Below are 15,845 nucleotides of genomic sequence, written 5' to 3' on the forward strand. Positions count from 1 at the left end.
CACAGTCTGTACTGCGTCAACAGTCAGAATCCGGCATTTAGTCCCACCACCCCTTCAAGTCTAACCATACAAGCCGGCTTGCCGGCGATGAGGCCGGAACTGACCACAGAGCGTTGAGTCGCTGGCTGCTATCGATACATTGCAGACATTCCGGACACGGCTTCAGACTGATCGCTGTTTCACACGAGCATATAGCTACTCGGTGTCTTCCTTACGCTTTCATTAGCGATCCACCAAAAATTCTTGGCGGTCACGCAGCAGCGCTTCACTCGCGATTTAGCATCTAATGACCTGGGGTAACCTGACCAGGCTGTGTGCCCACACTCGCGAGAAAAACATCGGTATCTCGATTACTCCGCAGGCAGACCACGCGACAGCTCGACGGGGCTGTTAGCACCAATCGCTTCATCGCCTCCCGCGACGAGGTTTTCGTCCGCCACATGAACCTGAAAAACTCCGGCAGGTTGGCCAGTAAATCCGGACAGTTGTCCGGCAAGTCGGGTCGGGTGCGACCGCGGTTCCACATCGCTCTGAGGAAAACGCGCCAGAATCGAAGCGGTGCCGAGCGATCAATCCAAATCAACATGTCAGCCCGGGCCAGCCGGTTGTTCCATGTGGCCGAATGCCCGCCTTCGAAGATCCAGCGCTCACGGGCCTCGACCACATGACAAAGACGCGTCTTCTCGTCCCGGCTCCGCTCAACCCACCCTGGCTGCCAATGAATCGTGTCGATATGCACGACCGGCAAGCCTGTACGTTCACCGAGCTTGCGCGCCAGGGTACTTTTCCCAGAACCTGGCTGACCAATGATCATCACCCGTTGCATTGAAGCTCCCTCTCGCCATGCCTGCTAAATTTCGGGCGCGGGATTTTACGGCAATGGGCGAGGAGGTCAACCGCAAGCACACTTATGTGCTGGGCGTTCGGTGCAAATCGGCAACTGCTGTTGATAGCGAGTATCGACCTATATCGGTGAGCCGAGCCGAGACCGAATGCTGGCCTGTGTCTACCAGGGCGAAGCGTAGTCGACGTGCGCATGTCTTTGATGCGTCGGCACGCGGGGAGGTATCAAGCGTTCCTAGCGCTATGGATATCCAGCCGGCATATTCACCTTCAGAGCGTGACCAGAATAAAGTCGAGAGCCGCACGCCATACAAAATTCGTGCATTACTTTCGGTGAAGGTGCAAGTAACCGGCTGGAGCTTAGTGTTGACAAGGCACTATGAGGCCACTGACGCAAAACAAAAAGAGCCACGCTGGGCATGACTCTTTTATTTCAGCGGGCTGCGTTTTTACAGCGACTGCAGGGAAATACTGGCGCTCGTAGAGTCTTGTGGGCTATCAGCGTCCATCCAGACCCACTGCGTACCGTCACCTTGCAAGTTAGTGCTGACACTTTGAATCTGTGTCGCCACAATGCTAACCGCTCCGGCCTCCGAAGCGGTAGGCCCAATATTGGTAACTTGCCCAGCCAGTAAGCCGTTGGACGTTTCATTTACAACAAACACCGTCGCAGCGGCTTCGCGGAACTGGCACGAGATAAACTGGGTGATCTTGCTGGCGATGGTCAGATTCATCCATTTTGATGGCGGCACCGCATAATAGCGACTGTATTTGTTGAAAGGGTATTGCTCGCCATTGGCCTGCAAGGGGTTATTGTTAATCCCGCTGGTGTTGGTCGGCATGCTGGTACTGCCCAACCACAGTTCGACCTGGGCTATGCCACTGTTGCTTGGTAAGGAGACCGAAATGGTCTGGGTGTCGGTGCCCGAAACGAAGCCCAATGAGGCCAAACCTGCATTAGCCGTGGTACCTGGCACGGTAATCCGTGCCGGAGGCTGGCTATTGCTCCATACCACACTGACGGTGGCATTATTGTCACTCCCCGCCGAGTTATACAGGAAAATCCCGTATATCTGGCCCGGACGTAACGTCGTGCAGGTGGCGGTATCACCAGGGCTCAACGTAATCCGTTGGCCACCATTCCAGTTGATTTGTGATGCGGCGATAGCGAAGCTTTCCATTTTTCATACTCCTTTAATAGATCCGTCATGGTAAGCGCGCGTACATCCCTAATATCCGTTGCGCGCTTACGAGCTTAGTCACGCTTGAAAAAATGGCTATCGCCCATTTAGAATCATTGGCGATTAGTGAAATATGGCTAAAAGCCATTTATCTTGCCTGATTATGCAATGGCTGTTTCCATGCAAATGGATGCTGCAATAATGTCTGTAGTGACAATTGGATGCCGACTATTCTTCGGATTCTATTGAATAGCCCGAGCGCTTCGGCTTTGCGACCAATGGCACATCGTCGGTTTTCCTCGTTCGAACGGTCAGGCAGCGACATCAGCGACGCCCAACCACTGTCGAATGTGCAGCGTGCTATCGCGGGTGGCGGTGGATGACTGCCAACGGCCCATAGCTGCCCTTCATGGAGGGAGCTATGGCCATTAGCAGTCATTAGCCGCCGACAAAAGCTGGGGCATCCTCCACGCAATTGAGCACAGCGCTAGACTGAGCCCAGTATTCTAAATCGCTAATGGTGGCTCCCATGAAGTACTGGCTTCCCCTGCTGCTCACCTTGCCTCTGTCGCACACCCAGGCTGCGGGACCTGCCTTCAACTGCACTCAGGTCGAGGCCGGCAGCATCGAACAACAGATCTGCCAGAGCGAGTCGCTCTCGGCACTGGACCGGCAAATGGCCGAGGTCTACACAGCCGCACAGCAGAAGGCCGGCAATGAACATCCGCCGGTGCTCAAGGCCGAGCAACGGGGCTGGATCAAGGGTCGCAACGATTGCTGGAAAAGCGCGGACCAGCCCACTTGCATCGCCGAAAGCTACCGCCTGCGCATCGCCGAACTGCAGGCCCGCTATCGGCTGGTCGAGGCCACCGGTCCGGTGTCCTACCAGTGTGACGGCAACCCGGCCAAGGAAGTGGTTGCCAGCTTCTTCCGCACCGAGCCGCCCACGGCTATCGTGGAGTTCGGTGACCGCAGTTCGCTGATGTACATAGAACAGAGCGCCAGCGGCGCGCGCTACAAGGGGCAAAATGAGAGTTTATGGGAGCACCAAGGTGAGGCCACCGTAGTATGGGGCTATCAGGCTCCGGAAATGCACTGCACGGCGCGTCGATAGCCATCGGGAGGGACGATTTCTGAGCGGGTTCCACTGATTCGGCAGAAGCTCGGCGATTCGCTCCCAGCTTCTATAAGGCACCGTCTCGTTAAGAGGTGTGAGTAGGTCGCAGCGCTATGATCATTTGATCAAAAGCTGCCACCGCCTACCTTCCATCAATGCTTTTCAAGGTTGGCATTTCTAAAGGAAAGCCAAGTCGCAAGAGTCGCTGTTATCGACGATGCTATCGCAGGTGACTCATGGTGGATTCCAGAGGGGCTACGCAGAGATTTGTACCATCCCCGTAGCCCTAGACATTCGTTAGCTTCGATAGTTGATAACAGGCCTGCATTTGATTGGGAAGTTGACCGAGTTGGCAATGAAACACTCGTGGTGAGCATCGTCATGCAAGCGCATTGCAAGCTCTTTATCTGATTGGCTACCAATAGCTGGCAGTACCCTCACCTGTGTTGCCTTTCCCATTGATGGTTACAGCGTAGTTGTGTTCTTTCATCGTCACTCCTGTTTTGGTTCACGGGAAAGCAGGTAACTCGGACGACGGCACGGGCTTTACCCGTGTTCGTGGGTTAAGGGGCAGATTACATGATGACGTTCAACCCGCCCTTGATCACGCATTCGCTTCGGTCACCACCCAGGCTGTCGGGTAAAAAGGCCGTCAGGTCATAGGGCAGCAACAGGGTGTCCAACGCAAAAGAAAACGGCGTATCGATTAGAAATGGCCAACTGCTCAACGTGTCTGGGTGATTTGCCCAGGCCCAGGATGCGCGGGTACCGTGATAAACGCAACGTTCCCCGCTCATGTGGCCAATCGTGCTGAAGCAGCCGCCTAGCGATAACACGGTTAAAAGCAACAGAATTTTTCCCGGCATACATTCCCTTGTAGATTTAGTTGTCGTCCGTGGCGATGAAGCTCAATCAGGGCGCCCTGGCAGCACACATCCGACTTCCAGGGTCGGGCGTGGTGCATCAGTGCGAGCTGGTTGATTTTGCGTGGTCTGCATTAGGAATTACAAGGACGTCCATGATTCCTGTCGATATGCCGCTCAGGCCATATGCCAAGAAGCACGATTGCTGCAAAGGCCATGATGCTTACCTGCTCGCGAACCATCTTCAATTGAAGGCCTCCATTGGCCGCTAGCCATTTACCACGAGCGTCCGCCTCACGCCCTGATGAGTCAGTACCGGCCTCATCGCCGGCAAGCCGGCTCCCACAAAATGGACCGCATCCAAGACCTTGGACCCCATCCGATCCTTGTGGGCAGTCCAGGAATGCCACCAGCCTTCAAGCATGTCGTATACCTGTGGGAGCCGCGCTTGCCGGCGATGGGCCGCGAAGCGGCCCCGGTTACACATGTGCTTCGGCACTGGATAACGCAGCGCTGGGCCGCCGCCTGAGCAGACAAACGAGCAAGACGCATCAGCCTGTGAGAGGATGTTCGCCAACCAAGCCATAAGGCCAGACAGGACCCCGAACACAAGCCTGATGAAGACGCCAAAACGAATCGAACCGCTGATTGAAGACGGACTGGTCGACGAAGTACTGCGACCCTTGATGAGCGGCAAGGAAGCAGCCGTCTACGTGGTGCGTTGCGGCGCCCAGGTACGGTGCGCCAAGGTCTACAAAGAGGCCAACAAGCGCAGTTTCCGCCAGGCCGCCGAATACCAGGAAGGCCGCAAGGTACGCAACAGCCGCCAGGCCCGGGCGATGGCCAAGGGCAGCAAGTACGGCCGCAAGGAAGCCGAGGACGCTTGGCAGAACGCTGAAGTGGCGGCGTTGTTCCGCCTGGCCAATGCCGGTGTGCGGGTGCCCAAACCCTATGATTTCCAGGATGGCGTACTGCTGATGGAGCTGGTGACCGACGCCGATGGCGATGCGGCCCCGCGCCTGAACGACGTGCACCTGGAAGCTGAGGAGGCGCGTGAGTACCACACCTTCGTCATCCGCCAGATCGTGCTGATGCTGTGTGCCGGCCTGGTGCATGGCGACCTCTCCGAATTCAATGTGCTGCTGGGCCCGGACGGCCCGGTGATCATCGACCTGCCACAGGCGGTGGATGCAGCCGGCAACAACCATGCATTCAGCATGCTGCAGCGTGACGTGGCGAACATGGCTCACTATTTCGGGCGCTTTGCCCCGGAATTGAAAGACACCCGCTTTGCCCAGGAAATGTGGGCGCTGTACGAGGCCGGTGAACTGCGTGCGGACAGCCCGTTGACAGGCGAATTCGAGGACGATGAGCATGTCGCGGACGTGGGGGGCGTGATGCGCGAAATCGACGCTGCCCGCTTGGACGATGCCCGCCGCCGAGCTGCACGGACCGAAGCCGAGCATGGGCCGGTCAAGGGCGAAGAACCGCCGCCGCCTTGGCTGCAATGATCTGTCAGCCCAGGCAAAGCATCGCTTTCTGGGCTACACGATTTTCCGTGTATCTCATGTTGTGACGAAGGCACTGATCGCCGGGGTTCAGTGCGACAGCAGTATGGGCATTCGAAGGGCTTGCAGAACCCCGCGGGTAGCGCCCCCCAGAACGAATGCTTTCAAGCGCGAATGACCGAACCCGCCCATGACCAACAGGTCGGCGCCGACGGTGAGTGCTTCTTGCTGCAGGCACTCAGCGATCGGTCGCCCGGCCAGCTTCACGCTCAGCGGCCGAGCGTTCAGGCCTCGGTGCTGTAAGGCATGGGCCATGTCCTGCGCGATGTCGGCGTGCTCGAGTGGCTTTTCGCCCTGCACGGTCAGGACCGTGATGAGCATGTCGGCAGCCATCAGGTGTGACGCGTCAGCGAGTGCTCGCGCCGCGACGCGGCTGCCGTCCCAGGCCAACGCCATGTGCCTGATGGGCTTGCTGGGCAAAGGGGGAACGAGGACGCATGGCCTGCCAGCGCCAAAAATCACCGACTCTGCCAGCTCTTGGATGACGGGTTTGTCGACTGCCCACGGCAGGAAGGTCAGGTCGAAATACCTTGACGCCTCTGCCGCTGCGGTACCCGTCAGGCCGGGCACTACCGCTCTGGTGGAGAATTCCACACTGCTCTGGCCGTGGTCCAGGCCGCCCACCATGGCCTGCAGCGCTTTGCACTGCGTTCGACTGTTGCTTTCGGTCGTTTGAATCATGTCGGGGATATTCAGCAGGGTGCTGCCAATGGACGGCGAAAGGTAGGGGATCTTCACCGCAAAGGTCATGACATGCAGGTCATACCCCAGCGCGACGGCCAGGTGTACACCGGCTGCCACAGCGTCATCGGGGAGCACATCCGGATAGGTGACCAACGGCAGGTAAGCCAGATGAAAATTTGCCATGTCCGATACCTTCAGCTGTTGCGAGGCGATGCGCTGCAAGCCAGGTGCACGCAGGCAACTGGCAGTTCAGTGAGGCGGGCTGTTTGGGTAACCCAGTTCCAGTGCCATCAGCGCAGGCATGTCCAGAATTTCCACCAGCCGGCCGTGCAGGTTGACGATACCCAGGGCGCGCAAGTGGGCGACCGAGCGGCAGATGGTTTCCAGGCGCAGCCCCAGGTAGGAGGCCATGTCCTCGCGCGACATGCGTAGCATGAAGCCGTGGGATGAATAGCCGCGGCTGACGAAGCGTCGGGACAAACCCAGCAGAAAACTGGCCAGCCGCTGCTCGGCAGAGAGGTTGCACAGCATCAGCACGCGCTCATGCTCGCGGATGATTTCCCTGCTCATCAGGCGGTTCAAGCTCTGCTGCAGCGTGGGAAAATCACGCGCCAGGGCCTGCAGGCGATGGTATGGGACGGGGCAGACTTCGCTGTCTTCCAGGGCAATGGCGTCACAGACATGGTGCTCGGTGGCGATGGCGTCGAGCCCCAGTACGTCGCCCGGCATCCAGAAATTGATGACCACACCCTGGCCTTCGGCATTGTTCAGGTTGGTCTTGAAACTGCCTGAATACACGGCATACAAGGCGCTCAAGGGCATATTGGCATTGAAGAGCGCAGCACCCTTCCTGATGCGGATGCGCGGGCCGATCAATGTGCCCAGGCTGCTGTTGTCGCGCAGGGGCAAACCCGTGGGCAAGCACAAGCCATTGACCCGGCACCCATTGCAGCGCGATGCCAGTGGTTGCAGGTGAATGGGTGGGGGCGGGCGCAGCTGTACCGGCTCGCCGAGCGACTGAACGTCGATCAGGCCCGACATCTCAGGCCTCCCTCGCCGTTCTGGAAGCGACGGTGGCGATCTTGCTCAGTGAATGGGGCGCGTTAAGCCGGGCGGTCAGCACGCCGACGAACTGTTCGGCTTCTATGGGGGTTCTGAAACTCACCCGCCATTCGTCCATGTGGACCCACCAGCGGTTGTCATTGGCGCTTTTCTCGACGTAGACGTTCATCGGAACCTCCAGTGCCTGCATGGGCAAGCAATAGCGATTGATTCGAGGCGCAATGGCGTCCTTGTCAGCAGCGAGGCTAGGTACAGCGTGCGCCGAAAAAACCAATAAGTCTTGATCCGTGTCAATTGCCCGGTAAGCGGCAACAGCCGTTGGTCTGCTCGCTTGCACTGTTGACATACATCAAACCGGGCAGCCGCCGGCAGCAGAGCATCGAGGTACTCATCAAGCCCGCAGAGGTGTGCCATGACCAACTCGCAAAGACTTCTTTTCATCGCTTCGCCCTTGATGCGCCGCACGCCGGTCTTTGATCGAGCGGCGGCGCTGGCCAAAGCCAAGGGCATGCCATTGCACATCGTCGCGTTCGACTACCTTGAGGGCCTGGCCACTGCCGGCCTGGTCAACGACCAGGCCTTGGCGGTCATGCGCGAGGGGTATGTGCAGCAACATCGTCAATGGCTGGAAACCCAGGCATCGTCGATGCGCCGCAATGGTGTGACGGTCACTACCGAGGTGTTGTGGGTACAGCACCCATTGGACGAGATCCAGGTGCATCTACGTGAACAGCCGTTCGCCATGCTGATCAAGGGGCTCGAACATGAGCCTTGGTGGATACGAGCCATGTTCACCTCGCTGGACGTGCAGCTGCTGCGTGACACCCGGATTGCGCTGCACCTGGTGCACAACGCCAGTAATGCCTTGCCGCGCCGGATACTGGCAGCGGTCGACCTGTCGCGCCCGGAGGATCAGTTCGAAGGCTTCAACGACCTGATCATCAGCGAAGCGCTCAAGCTGGCCCTGCAATGCAACGCTCAGATAGAACTGCTGTATGCCTACGATATGGGCGCGATGTACCTGAACGCCGAAGGCACTCGGGAGCATTCGTTCCTGTTCGATTCGAACCGTTCACGGACACTTCACGAGGCCCAGGCCGATGCCTTTCAGGCATTGGCCGAGCGCAACGGGATTGCCTTCGAGCACCGCCACATGCGGGTGGGGGACCCGGCCAAGGTGCTGGCGCTGTTCATGGACAACAACGACATCGATGTGCTGGTGATGGGCAGCTACCACCATCACGGCATCGGCTGGTTCATTGGCAGTACGGCCGAGCGGATCCTGCACCGGCTCAGCACCAGTGTGCTGGTGTTATCACCCGAACATTCGCAAGGTTAGAGGGGCAAGGCCCGCAAGGGCCTTGTTTCACCTGCGCAGGTCAAGTTCATGAAGGATTTCGCTGACATCGCCGCCCAGGTAGCGCGAGGTGAACCCCAGCGCCTTGGTCAGCCGGTGCATGGCGTAATTGTTCGAGAGGTCCCTGGACACCATGCACTGGTATCCATTGCGCCGTGCCGCGGCGATCAGGTGCTGCAGCAACAGCTTGCCCAGCCCCTTGCGCTGCCAGCGCTCGTCGACAGCCACGGCGCATTCGCAATTGTGGCTGCCCGGTATTGCGGCATAGCGGCTGACGCCAAGCTGATGCAGCTGGCCATTGTCATGGGCCAGCGCTACGTAGGCCATCTACTGGTGACCGTCGACCGGCATCAGCTGCGCGTCCAGGCCGGGCAAGCCACCGCTGAGCCCGGCGAGAAAACGAAAACGGCGGGCCTCATGGCTGATCGTGCTCACAAAGCGCCGGTCCCGTTCGTGATCATCATTGCGCAGCGGCCGAATCAGCACGGCTGTGCCGTCAGCAAGGGTGTCGACCCAGTGCTCGCTTGAATCTTCGGTTTCCAGCAACGGCTTGTTCATAGGGCCTCCAGAGGGCTCGACCAACGTGGGCTGTACTGGTTGTACCGTGAGACGGCGTCAGGGTTCTGACATTGATCAACTTGGTGCGCCAGTGGTGACTTTCTGATCTGCATCAAACGCGCTATGGCAGGGGGTTCGAATATCGATGTTACTTGCCATCGCCGCGTGCGGCCGGAGGTTTCCCATGGGTCAGTATCGACAACTGCTGGTGCTGCTTACCGACATCGACCCGCACTCGGCGGCTTTGCGCCGGGCGCTTGCCCTGGCGCATGTCAGCGGCGCAGCGGTGCATATCGTTGGGCTGTTCGAGCCACACGCGGACCATTCGTTACGCCAGGAACAGCTGAACGAAGCCGAGATGCAGCGCCAATACGGGCGCTATCGCGAGCAGCTCGAGGCCCTGGTCGAGCGTCACCGGCCCAGCGATACCTGCCTGACGTTCGATACCGTCAAGGCAGAAGACCTGCGCGAGCAGGCCGCCGATTACATCCGCGAGCTCAAGCCCGATATGGTCATCAAGGACACCGAAAAAACACCGGCACTGGCCCGGTTTTTCGCCACGCCCCTGGACTGCGCGCTGCTGCGAGCGTGCCAGTGCTTGCTGCATTTCGTACCTCGGGCAGCCGCGTCCTTGCCAAAACGCATACTGGTCGCCGTGGACACCGCCCTGCACGATGAACCCCATGACCAGATGCTGTTCAATCGCGCCCTCATCCGTGCAGCCGATGCCCTGGCGTTGCAATGCGATGCGCAGTTGCATCTGCTGGGTGCATATGACCTGGCGGGTGTGTTCGCCCCAGAAATGCTGGTGACGCAGACCTGGGTCGAGGAGATGCGAGATGCCTTGCAGGTGTCGTTCGATGCATTGGCCGATGCCGAAGGTGTGCCCCACGATTGCCGGCACTTCAAGGAAGGAGGGGCAGTGCAAGTGATTCGCGAGCAAGTGGCGGCCCTGGACATCGACGTGGTGGTTATGGGGGTTGTGCAGCCCAGGGGGTTGAGCAAGCTGCTGGGCGACACCACCGAGCGCATTGTGAGCGACCCACCGTGCGGCGTGCTGTCCGTTCACCCCTGCGTGATCGATACTTGGGAGCCGCCACCATGCAACTGACCTTCTTCGGCGGTACGGGCACGGTGACGGGCAGCAAGTTCCTGCTGACGCGTGATTCGACACGGGTGCTGATCGACTGCGGTCTTTTCCAGGGTTACAAGCAACTGCGCCTGCGTAATTGGGAGCCACTGCCGGCGGCGCTGCGGGCGGTCGATGCGGTAGTGCTCACCCATGCCCACCTGGACCACAGCGGCTACCTGCCGGTGCTGGCGCGCGAGGGCTTCAGCGGGCCTGTGTATGCCACCCCGGCAACCTGTGCCCTTGCTGAAATCCTGTTGCTCGACAGCGCCCGATTGCAGGAGGAACAGGCCGAACATGCCAATCGTCATGGCTATTCCAAGCATTCGCCGGCCCGGCCCTTGTACACCGAGCAGGATGCCAAACGTGCGCTGCAGCTGTTCAGGCCCGTCGAGTTGCACCAGCGTACCCCGATCGCACCGGGTGTCGAACTGTTGCTGCGCACGGCCGGGCACATTCTGGGCGCGGCGACCGTGCAACTGACGGTGGATGGTCAGACGCTGGTGTCATCAGGTGACCTGGGGCGGCCCAACGATCCCGTGATGCGTGCACCCGAGCTGATCGGTGCGGCCGATGTGCTGCTGGTGGAGTCGACCTACGGTGACCGCTCACACCCCGCCCAAGCCCCGGAACGCTACCTGGCCGACGTGATCAACCAGACCCTGCTGCGCCATGGCATCACGCTGGTGCCGTCATTCGCGGTGGGCCGTGCGCAACTGTTGCTGTACTACCTGTACAGGCTCAAGCGTGACGGGCTGATACCCGACATCCCCGTGTACCTGAACAGCCCGATGGCCACGGATGCCACCGCCCTGTACCAGCAGTTCAGGCGTGAGCACCGCCTGACGGCGCTGGAGTGCGCACAGATGTGCAAGGGTACGCAGATCATCCGCACGGTCGATGAGTCCAGGCGCCTGGACCAGTTGCGCGAACCTGCGGTGATCATTGCCGCCAGCGGCATGGCCACGGGGGGGCGGGTGTTGCATCACCTCAAAGCGCTGGCGCCCAACGCGCACAACAGCATCCTGTTCTCTGGTTTTCAGGCGGGTGGGACCCGGGGCGCCGATATCGTTGCCGGGGCGCGCAGCGTGCGCCTGCATGGCGAAGACGTGCCGATTCGCGCGCACGTCTTCGCCATGGACAATCTGTCGGCCCATGCCGACGCGGACGAAATCATGGAGTGGTTGCGCGGTTTCACCCGGCCACCGCGGCAAACCTACGTCATTCATGGCGAACCGCATGCTGCGGACACCTTGCGTCGGCGGATAAGCCTTGAACTCGGCTGGCAGGTGTGCGTGCCCGAGCACATGGAAACCGTTGCCATAGACCCTGTGCGTTGACCCGGGGCTGGAGGCTTTCATGAACATGCAAACCAGGGTCAGGCTAAGCGCCTGGGCAAGACGGCCCAAGGGCAGCATTGGGTGGGTCGCGGCCATCGCCACATTGGCCATTGCCGCCTCGGTTTACCAGGTACTGGGCCCAGCCTGGCGCCTGCCGATGCATGAGCCGGCCATTGCGTTGACGCTGCTGACGCTGAGCGCGGCGGTCGGGTGGGGCGTGCACCGGGTTTTCAAGAAAACAGTGGGCACCACCATTTTTTCCGGGCAGGCCACAGGTTGGCAGGCAAGGCTTGCCATTGTCCGGGATGTGGCCAGAGAGTCGAACATTCTGCTGGGCATGCTGCTACTGCTGGCGATGCTGGGCGTCGGCACACTAGGGCTCGCCAGCCGCTCCGTGCAAGGCATCGTCAACGGCTGCGAGACCAACCTGCAGGCACAGGTCGATCTGCCAGAGGACCAAGCGCTCGCCGCGTTGATCGCCAAGCCCGTCTGTCAGTGCCTGGCGCAGACGTTTCTGGAGCGCAATGGCGTTCTTCGGCTGGCGCTGTTCAATACGCCGTTGCTGGAGGTCAGTGCTTTCAAAGGGCTGACCGAGGCTGATGAGCGGCGGTGCCTGGAGCAACTGGACCTGCTGCCCGAGGCTACCGCCGCAGCGCCGCCTCAGGCCAGCGGTAGCCGGTGAATCACCTGGCTTGGGTCGTCCGGGTCTCTGGCAGTGGTAAACCCAGCTGCCTGGGCCAGGTCGCGCATCGCCACATTGGCCGCAGCGTCAATCGAATACATCTGGCGCAGGCCCTTGGCCCGTGCGTGGTCGATCAGGTGCCGGAGCAGCAATGTGCCCAGGCCGTGACGCTGCCAGCTGTCGAGCACGGTAACGGCGCATTCGCATGCTTGGTTATCGGCACCGGTGGCGTAGCGGGAGATACCGACTTCCTGCAGCTCACCGTCGACATGCGCGAGGGCCACATAGGCCATATGCTGGTCCTGATCGACCACCATCAGTTGGTCCAGCAGGGCGTCCCCAGGCTCCTTGAGCTGGGACAGAAAACGGAAGTGGCGCGACTGAGGAGACAGGCGTTCGATGAAGTTCTTTTCGCGTTCACGATCCTTGGGCTGCAAGGGCCTGATCAGCACATGGGTGCCATTGTCGAGTGCTTCGATCCAGTGTTCGCCGGTGGTCGCAGGAAATGCCGGTGCTGCTTGTGGACGGGGTGTTTCGGCGGATGCCATGGCAAGCCTCCTTACAGTTTGCGGGTGTTCAAAGGAGGTTCAGTTTCAACGCGTTGCCTTTGGCGCGCTTGATCGTTGTCAATTGCCGGGTTGATAGGCCCACGCCTCGCTACTTGGCCTTCCAGTATTTCTGCATTTCCAGAAACAGAAAGGAGGCCGTCCAGGTGATCATCACCAGCCCCGTGAGTGCCTGCAGGCCTGTGAGGTATTTGAGGTCGCCGCTGGGCGTGATGTCGCCGAAACCGATAGTGGTATAGGTGGTGAACGAGAAATACACGCAGTCCATGAACGTGCCGTCGAAGTTGCCGCTCAGCGTGCCCCAGCCTTCGGTACTGGCCATCAGGTAATAGGCCAGGGCAAAGCACCAGACTTCCAGTGCATGGGCCGCCAGCGCGCCGAGCACACCGATGACGATGCGGAACCGGCTCCAGAGCTTGAGCCGCGGCAGCCAGTCGTTCAGGCGCAGCAGGCATTCGTAATGGATCACCACCACCAGCACCACGACCAGCGCGTTGATCAGCGTGACGGTCAGCATCGACGGCTCCCCTGCGGCTTTGAGAGAAGTGTGGCCGGTAATGGCCATCGTGTCGGTTCTACAACTGAAAATCAGCAGGGGATTGATAAAGATCACCCACCTGCCAATTAGCCGCTGGCTTGCCGCCGATGGCGATGGTGGGGGAGCAGCCCAACAACGCAGGTCATCTCCGTAACTTCAGACTACCTTCAGATTGACCACAGATACTCACCCCATCAAGCCCAAACGGGGGGAGTTTCATGACCCAGTCTCAGTGGAGCAGCCTGCTCCCATTGCCTATCGGCAGCCACGTCGACCACCAGGCTCACTTGTCGCTTCATCTGCACAAGGACCCGGGGCGCGATGAGCTTGAGCATTTCATCCATCAGTGTTTTGCCAACGTGCATCACGCTGATGTGCACCATTACCTGCCCGAACTGCTGGCGTTGCATGACAGCCAGGGGCGGTTGGTCGCTGCCGCAGGCATGCGCCCGGCCAGCAGCGGGCCGCTGTTTCTGGAGCACTACCTGGATGAACCGCTGGAAGCTGCAGTTTCACGCGTGGCGGGCTGCACCCTTGAGCGCGCATGCATGGTCGAAGTCGGCAACCTGGCCGCGCTCAGTGCCGGTAGCGCGCGGATCATGATCATCGCGGTGACCTGGTTGCTGGCCCTGCGCGGCTTGAGGTGGGTGGCGTTCACCGGCGCGACGACATTGATCAACAGCTTTCAGCGCTTGGGGCTGGTGCCATCGGTACTGGCGTCGGCCGACCCAGCCCGGTTGAACGGGCAGGTGGACCAGTGGGGGACCTACTACGCTCAGCACCCGAAAGTCTTTGCCGGCAATATCGGTAGTGGCTTCGATGCCTTGAGCAGGGCAGGGGTGTTCCAGCGCCTGGGCTTGCCAATGGTTTTTGAGGAAACTGGCCATGCCGCATGAGCTGGAGCGTTTTCATCAGCTGCTGGTCTCGTATGCCCGCGACCACGGTGACGCAATCACCGTACAAGATTCGACAGAGCGCTTCACATTCAGGCAACTACTGGCAGAAGTGGGTTTGCGCATCCAGGATTTGCGCACGCGTTCGCCAGGCACGCTGGTACTGGCCCTGGATAATGGCCCGCAGTTGCTCTTCTGGGATCTGGCGGCGCTTTTTACCCAGCGCCCCTGCGTGGTCGTGCCCCCGTTCTTCAGCGTTGCCCAATTCAGCCACTGCATCGCGCAGAGCGGCCCCAGCCATGTGCTGTGCGGCCCGCAATGGTGCGCTCCGCTCGCCGAGCTTGGGTTCGCCCAACAGGATGGGTTTTGGGTTCGCGAGGCAGACGCCACTGCGGCGCTGCCGCCCGGTACCGCCAAGATCACCTACACCTCTGGCAGCACGGGCAAGCCCAAAGGCGTGTGCCTGTCTGCCGAAGCCCTGTTGCGGGTAGCCCGGGAACTGGAAGTGGCCAGCCGTCCCAGTGAACCGCAGCGTTACCTGGTGGTGCTGCCGCTGGGTGTGCTGCTGGAAAACCTTGGTGTTTATGCCGCACTGATGGCTGGCGCGAGTGTATTGCTGTATCCCCAGGCACAACTGGGGATGGGGGGGGCCAGCCAGGTCGATTTCAAGCGCTTGCTGGGGGCAATCGCCCTGAGCGGCGCGCAAAGCCTGATCCTGGTGCCGCAGCTACTGATGGGGTTGATCACTGCCATCGAGCGCGGGCTGATGCGGGTGGGGGCGCTGCGCTTCGTTGCGGTCGGCGGTGCCCGGGTGGCGCCCAGCCTGTTGGCCCGCGCCGAAGCGATCGGCCTGCCGGTGTTCGAAGGCTATGGCTTGTCCGAGTGCGCTTCGGTGGTGGCCTTGAACCGGCCAGGCGCAACCCGCCGGGGCAGTGTCGGCAAACCGCTGCCCCATGTGCAGGTGCGTATCGCCGAGGACGGGGAGGTGCTGGTGGCGGGCTCAGTGTTGCTCGGCTACCTGGAGGAACCATCCGTCTGCGATAGCTGGTGGGCTACAGGCGACCTCGGCCACCTCGACGAGGAGGGCTACCTGTACCTTGATGGCCGCAAGAAACACCAGTTCATCACCAGCTTTGGGCGCAACGTCAACCCGGAATGGGTCGAGGCCGAACTGACCCAGGGCGGTGTGATCGCCCAGGCGTTCGTGCATGGCGAGGCCCTGCCAAAGAACCTGGCATTGCTCTGGCCGCTGGACCCTGCCACCCCCGACACCCTCATCGACCAGGCCGTACAGCAGTGCAATGCCTTGCTGCCGGACTATGCCCGGGTACATGCCTGGCGTCGCCTGCCGTGCCCGCTGTCCAGTACCGACGACACCCTGACCGCCAACGGCCGCCCGCGACGCGAGGCCATCCTGCGGCGTTACCACTCCCTGTTATCCGATACCCCGTTGTGAGGGCTGCC

At 60.4% G+C, this 15,845-nt stretch carries 16 protein-coding genes and 1 pseudogene; 8 read left to right on the forward strand and 9 right to left on the reverse strand.

The annotated features are described in order from the left end of the window. Nucleotides 1–283: 283 nt before the first annotated feature. Both ACIPZH_RS17790 and ACIPZH_RS17795 read right to left on the reverse strand, forming a co-directional pair. A complete protein-coding gene (locus tag ACIPZH_RS17790) occupies nt 284–826 on the reverse strand; it encodes an AAA family ATPase (protein WP_400626623.1) in 543 nt (180 codons plus the stop codon). 466 nt (nt 827–1,292) lie between these two features. Next, nucleotides 1,293–2,024 (reverse strand): hypothetical protein, encoded by a 732-nt coding sequence (locus tag ACIPZH_RS17795; RefSeq protein WP_400637119.1) that lies wholly within the window; start codon nt 2,022–2,024, stop codon nt 1,293–1,295. A gap of 529 nt (nt 2,025–2,553) precedes the next feature. On the opposite strand from ACIPZH_RS17795, the gene ACIPZH_RS17800 reads away from it, so the two are divergent. Then, nucleotides 2,554–3,138, forward strand: coding sequence for an MliC family protein (locus tag ACIPZH_RS17800; protein ID WP_400637120.1), 585 nt, complete (start codon nt 2,554–2,556; stop codon nt 3,136–3,138). A 578-nt stretch (nt 3,139–3,716) separates the two neighbouring features. Here ACIPZH_RS17800 and ACIPZH_RS17805 read toward each other — a convergent pair. Continuing rightward, nucleotides 3,717–4,007, reverse strand: a complete 291-nt coding sequence (locus ACIPZH_RS17805) for a YceK/YidQ family lipoprotein (RefSeq protein WP_400637121.1) — start codon at nt 4,005–4,007, stop codon at nt 3,717–3,719. Nucleotides 4,008–4,621: 614 nt separating this feature from the next. Here ACIPZH_RS17805 and ACIPZH_RS17810 point away from each other — a divergent pair. Beyond that, nucleotides 4,622–5,515, forward strand: a complete 894-nt coding sequence (locus ACIPZH_RS17810; protein ID WP_400626615.1) for a PA4780 family RIO1-like protein kinase — start codon at nt 4,622–4,624, stop codon at nt 5,513–5,515. 87 nt (nt 5,516–5,602) lie between these two features. Here the strand turns inward: ACIPZH_RS17810 and ACIPZH_RS17815 are convergent, their stop codons facing one another. From ACIPZH_RS17815 to ACIPZH_RS17825, 3 genes are all read right to left on the reverse strand, one after another. Continuing rightward, nucleotides 5,603–6,439 carry a universal stress protein gene (locus ACIPZH_RS17815; protein WP_400637123.1) on the reverse strand — a complete coding sequence of 279 codons (837 nt, stop codon included), beginning with the start codon at nt 6,437–6,439 and terminating at the stop codon, nt 5,603–5,605. Nucleotides 6,440–6,505: 66 nt separating this feature from the next. Continuing rightward, nucleotides 6,506–7,297, reverse strand: a complete 792-nt coding sequence (locus tag ACIPZH_RS17820; protein ID WP_267816615.1) for a helix-turn-helix domain-containing protein — start codon at nt 7,295–7,297, stop codon at nt 6,506–6,508. Between the two features lies 1 nt (nt 7,298). Next, nucleotides 7,299–7,487 (reverse strand): hypothetical protein, encoded by a 189-nt coding sequence (locus ACIPZH_RS17825; protein WP_400637124.1) that lies wholly within the window; start codon nt 7,485–7,487, stop codon nt 7,299–7,301. A 243-nt stretch (nt 7,488–7,730) separates the two neighbouring features. On the opposite strand from ACIPZH_RS17825, the gene ACIPZH_RS17830 reads away from it, so the two are divergent. Beyond that, complete coding sequence (locus ACIPZH_RS17830) at nt 7,731–8,657, forward strand: universal stress protein (protein ID WP_267816611.1); 927 nt, start codon at nt 7,731–7,733, stop codon at nt 8,655–8,657. 27 nt (nt 8,658–8,684) lie between these two features. Here the strand turns inward: ACIPZH_RS17830 and ACIPZH_RS17835 are convergent. Continuing rightward, a pseudogene (locus tag ACIPZH_RS17835) lies at nt 8,685–9,233 on the reverse strand (GNAT family N-acetyltransferase). A 184-nt stretch (nt 9,234–9,417) separates the two neighbouring features. Here ACIPZH_RS17835 and ACIPZH_RS17840 point away from each other — a divergent pair. The 3 genes from ACIPZH_RS17840 to ACIPZH_RS17850 are packed head-to-tail and all read left to right on the forward strand — an operon-like array spanning nt 9,418 to nt 12,384. Further along, nucleotides 9,418–10,344 (forward strand): universal stress protein, encoded by a 927-nt coding sequence (locus ACIPZH_RS17840; protein ID WP_400637125.1) that lies wholly within the window; start codon nt 9,418–9,420, stop codon nt 10,342–10,344. Further along, entirely contained in the window at nt 10,335–11,702 is a 1,368-nt protein-coding gene (locus ACIPZH_RS17845) for an MBL fold metallo-hydrolase RNA specificity domain-containing protein (protein ID WP_400637127.1), read from the forward strand. The genes ACIPZH_RS17840 and ACIPZH_RS17845 overlap by 10 nt, the downstream gene beginning before the upstream one ends. Before the next feature lie 19 nt (nt 11,703–11,721). After that, nucleotides 11,722–12,384: a hypothetical protein gene (locus ACIPZH_RS17850; protein ID WP_400637129.1), complete on the forward strand. Its 663-nt coding sequence runs from the start codon at nt 11,722–11,724 to the stop codon at nt 12,382–12,384. Here the strand turns inward: ACIPZH_RS17850 and ACIPZH_RS17855 are convergent. Together ACIPZH_RS17855 and ACIPZH_RS17860 are read right to left on the reverse strand one after the other, a co-directional pair. Further along, complete coding sequence (locus ACIPZH_RS17855) at nt 12,363–12,932, reverse strand: GNAT family N-acetyltransferase (protein WP_400637131.1); 570 nt, start codon at nt 12,930–12,932, stop codon at nt 12,363–12,365. The genes ACIPZH_RS17850 and ACIPZH_RS17855 overlap by 22 nt on opposite strands. A 109-nt stretch (nt 12,933–13,041) precedes the next feature. Continuing rightward, nucleotides 13,042–13,467 (reverse strand): potassium channel family protein, encoded by a 426-nt coding sequence (locus ACIPZH_RS17860; protein WP_267816598.1) that lies wholly within the window; start codon nt 13,465–13,467, stop codon nt 13,042–13,044. A 239-nt stretch (nt 13,468–13,706) separates the two neighbouring features. Here ACIPZH_RS17860 and ACIPZH_RS17865 point away from each other — a divergent pair, with 239 nt between their 5' ends. Further along, nucleotides 13,707–14,384, forward strand: a complete 678-nt coding sequence (locus ACIPZH_RS17865; protein ID WP_400626598.1) for a thermostable hemolysin — start codon at nt 13,707–13,709, stop codon at nt 14,382–14,384. Further along, a complete protein-coding gene (locus tag ACIPZH_RS17870) occupies nt 14,374–15,837 on the forward strand; it encodes an AMP-binding protein (protein WP_400637132.1) in 1,464 nt (487 codons plus the stop codon). Before ACIPZH_RS17865 ends, ACIPZH_RS17870 begins: the two co-directional genes overlap by 11 nt. The last annotated feature ends 8 nt before the right edge of the window (nt 15,838–15,845 follow it).

Origin of the sequence: Pseudomonas sp. NPDC089758, assembly GCF_044748705.1 — a bacterium.
GTDB lineage: Bacteria > Pseudomonadota > Gammaproteobacteria > Pseudomonadales > Pseudomonadaceae > Aquipseudomonas > Aquipseudomonas putida_X.

Excerpts from the sequence above, each read along its gene's own strand:
- ACIPZH_RS17865 (WP_400626598.1), top strand. The coding sequence starts at position 13,707 with ATGACCCAGTCTCAGTGGAGCAGCCTGCTCCCATTGCCTATCGGCAGC.
- ACIPZH_RS17840 (WP_400637125.1), top strand. The coding sequence starts at position 9,418 with ATGGGTCAGTATCGACAACTGCTGGTGCTGCTTACCGACATCGACCCG.
- ACIPZH_RS17825 (WP_400637124.1), bottom strand. The coding sequence starts at position 7,487 with ATGAACGTCTACGTCGAGAAAAGCGCCAATGACAACCGCTGGTGGGTC.
- ACIPZH_RS17830 (WP_267816611.1), top strand. The coding sequence starts at position 7,731 with ATGACCAACTCGCAAAGACTTCTTTTCATCGCTTCGCCCTTGATGCGC.
- ACIPZH_RS17860 (WP_267816598.1), bottom strand. The coding sequence starts at position 13,467 with ATGCTGACCGTCACGCTGATCAACGCGCTGGTCGTGGTGCTGGTGGTG.
- ACIPZH_RS17820 (WP_267816615.1), bottom strand. The coding sequence starts at position 7,297 with ATGTCGGGCCTGATCGACGTTCAGTCGCTCGGCGAGCCGGTACAGCTG.
- ACIPZH_RS17790 (WP_400626623.1), bottom strand. The coding sequence starts at position 826 with ATGCAACGGGTGATGATCATTGGTCAGCCAGGTTCTGGGAAAAGTACC.
- ACIPZH_RS17810 (WP_400626615.1), top strand. The coding sequence starts at position 4,622 with ATGAAGACGCCAAAACGAATCGAACCGCTGATTGAAGACGGACTGGTC.
- ACIPZH_RS17800 (WP_400637120.1), top strand. The coding sequence starts at position 2,554 with ATGAAGTACTGGCTTCCCCTGCTGCTCACCTTGCCTCTGTCGCACACC.
- ACIPZH_RS17805 (WP_400637121.1), bottom strand. The coding sequence starts at position 4,007 with ATGCCGGGAAAAATTCTGTTGCTTTTAACCGTGTTATCGCTAGGCGGC.
- ACIPZH_RS17870 (WP_400637132.1), top strand. The coding sequence starts at position 14,374 with ATGCCGCATGAGCTGGAGCGTTTTCATCAGCTGCTGGTCTCGTATGCC.
- ACIPZH_RS17795 (WP_400637119.1), bottom strand. The coding sequence starts at position 2,024 with ATGGAAAGCTTCGCTATCGCCGCATCACAAATCAACTGGAATGGTGGC.
- ACIPZH_RS17850 (WP_400637129.1), top strand. The coding sequence starts at position 11,722 with ATGAACATGCAAACCAGGGTCAGGCTAAGCGCCTGGGCAAGACGGCCC.
- ACIPZH_RS17815 (WP_400637123.1), bottom strand. The coding sequence starts at position 6,439 with ATGGCAAATTTTCATCTGGCTTACCTGCCGTTGGTCACCTATCCGGAT.
- ACIPZH_RS17845 (WP_400637127.1), top strand. The coding sequence starts at position 10,335 with ATGCAACTGACCTTCTTCGGCGGTACGGGCACGGTGACGGGCAGCAAG.
- ACIPZH_RS17855 (WP_400637131.1), bottom strand. The coding sequence starts at position 12,932 with ATGGCATCCGCCGAAACACCCCGTCCACAAGCAGCACCGGCATTTCCT.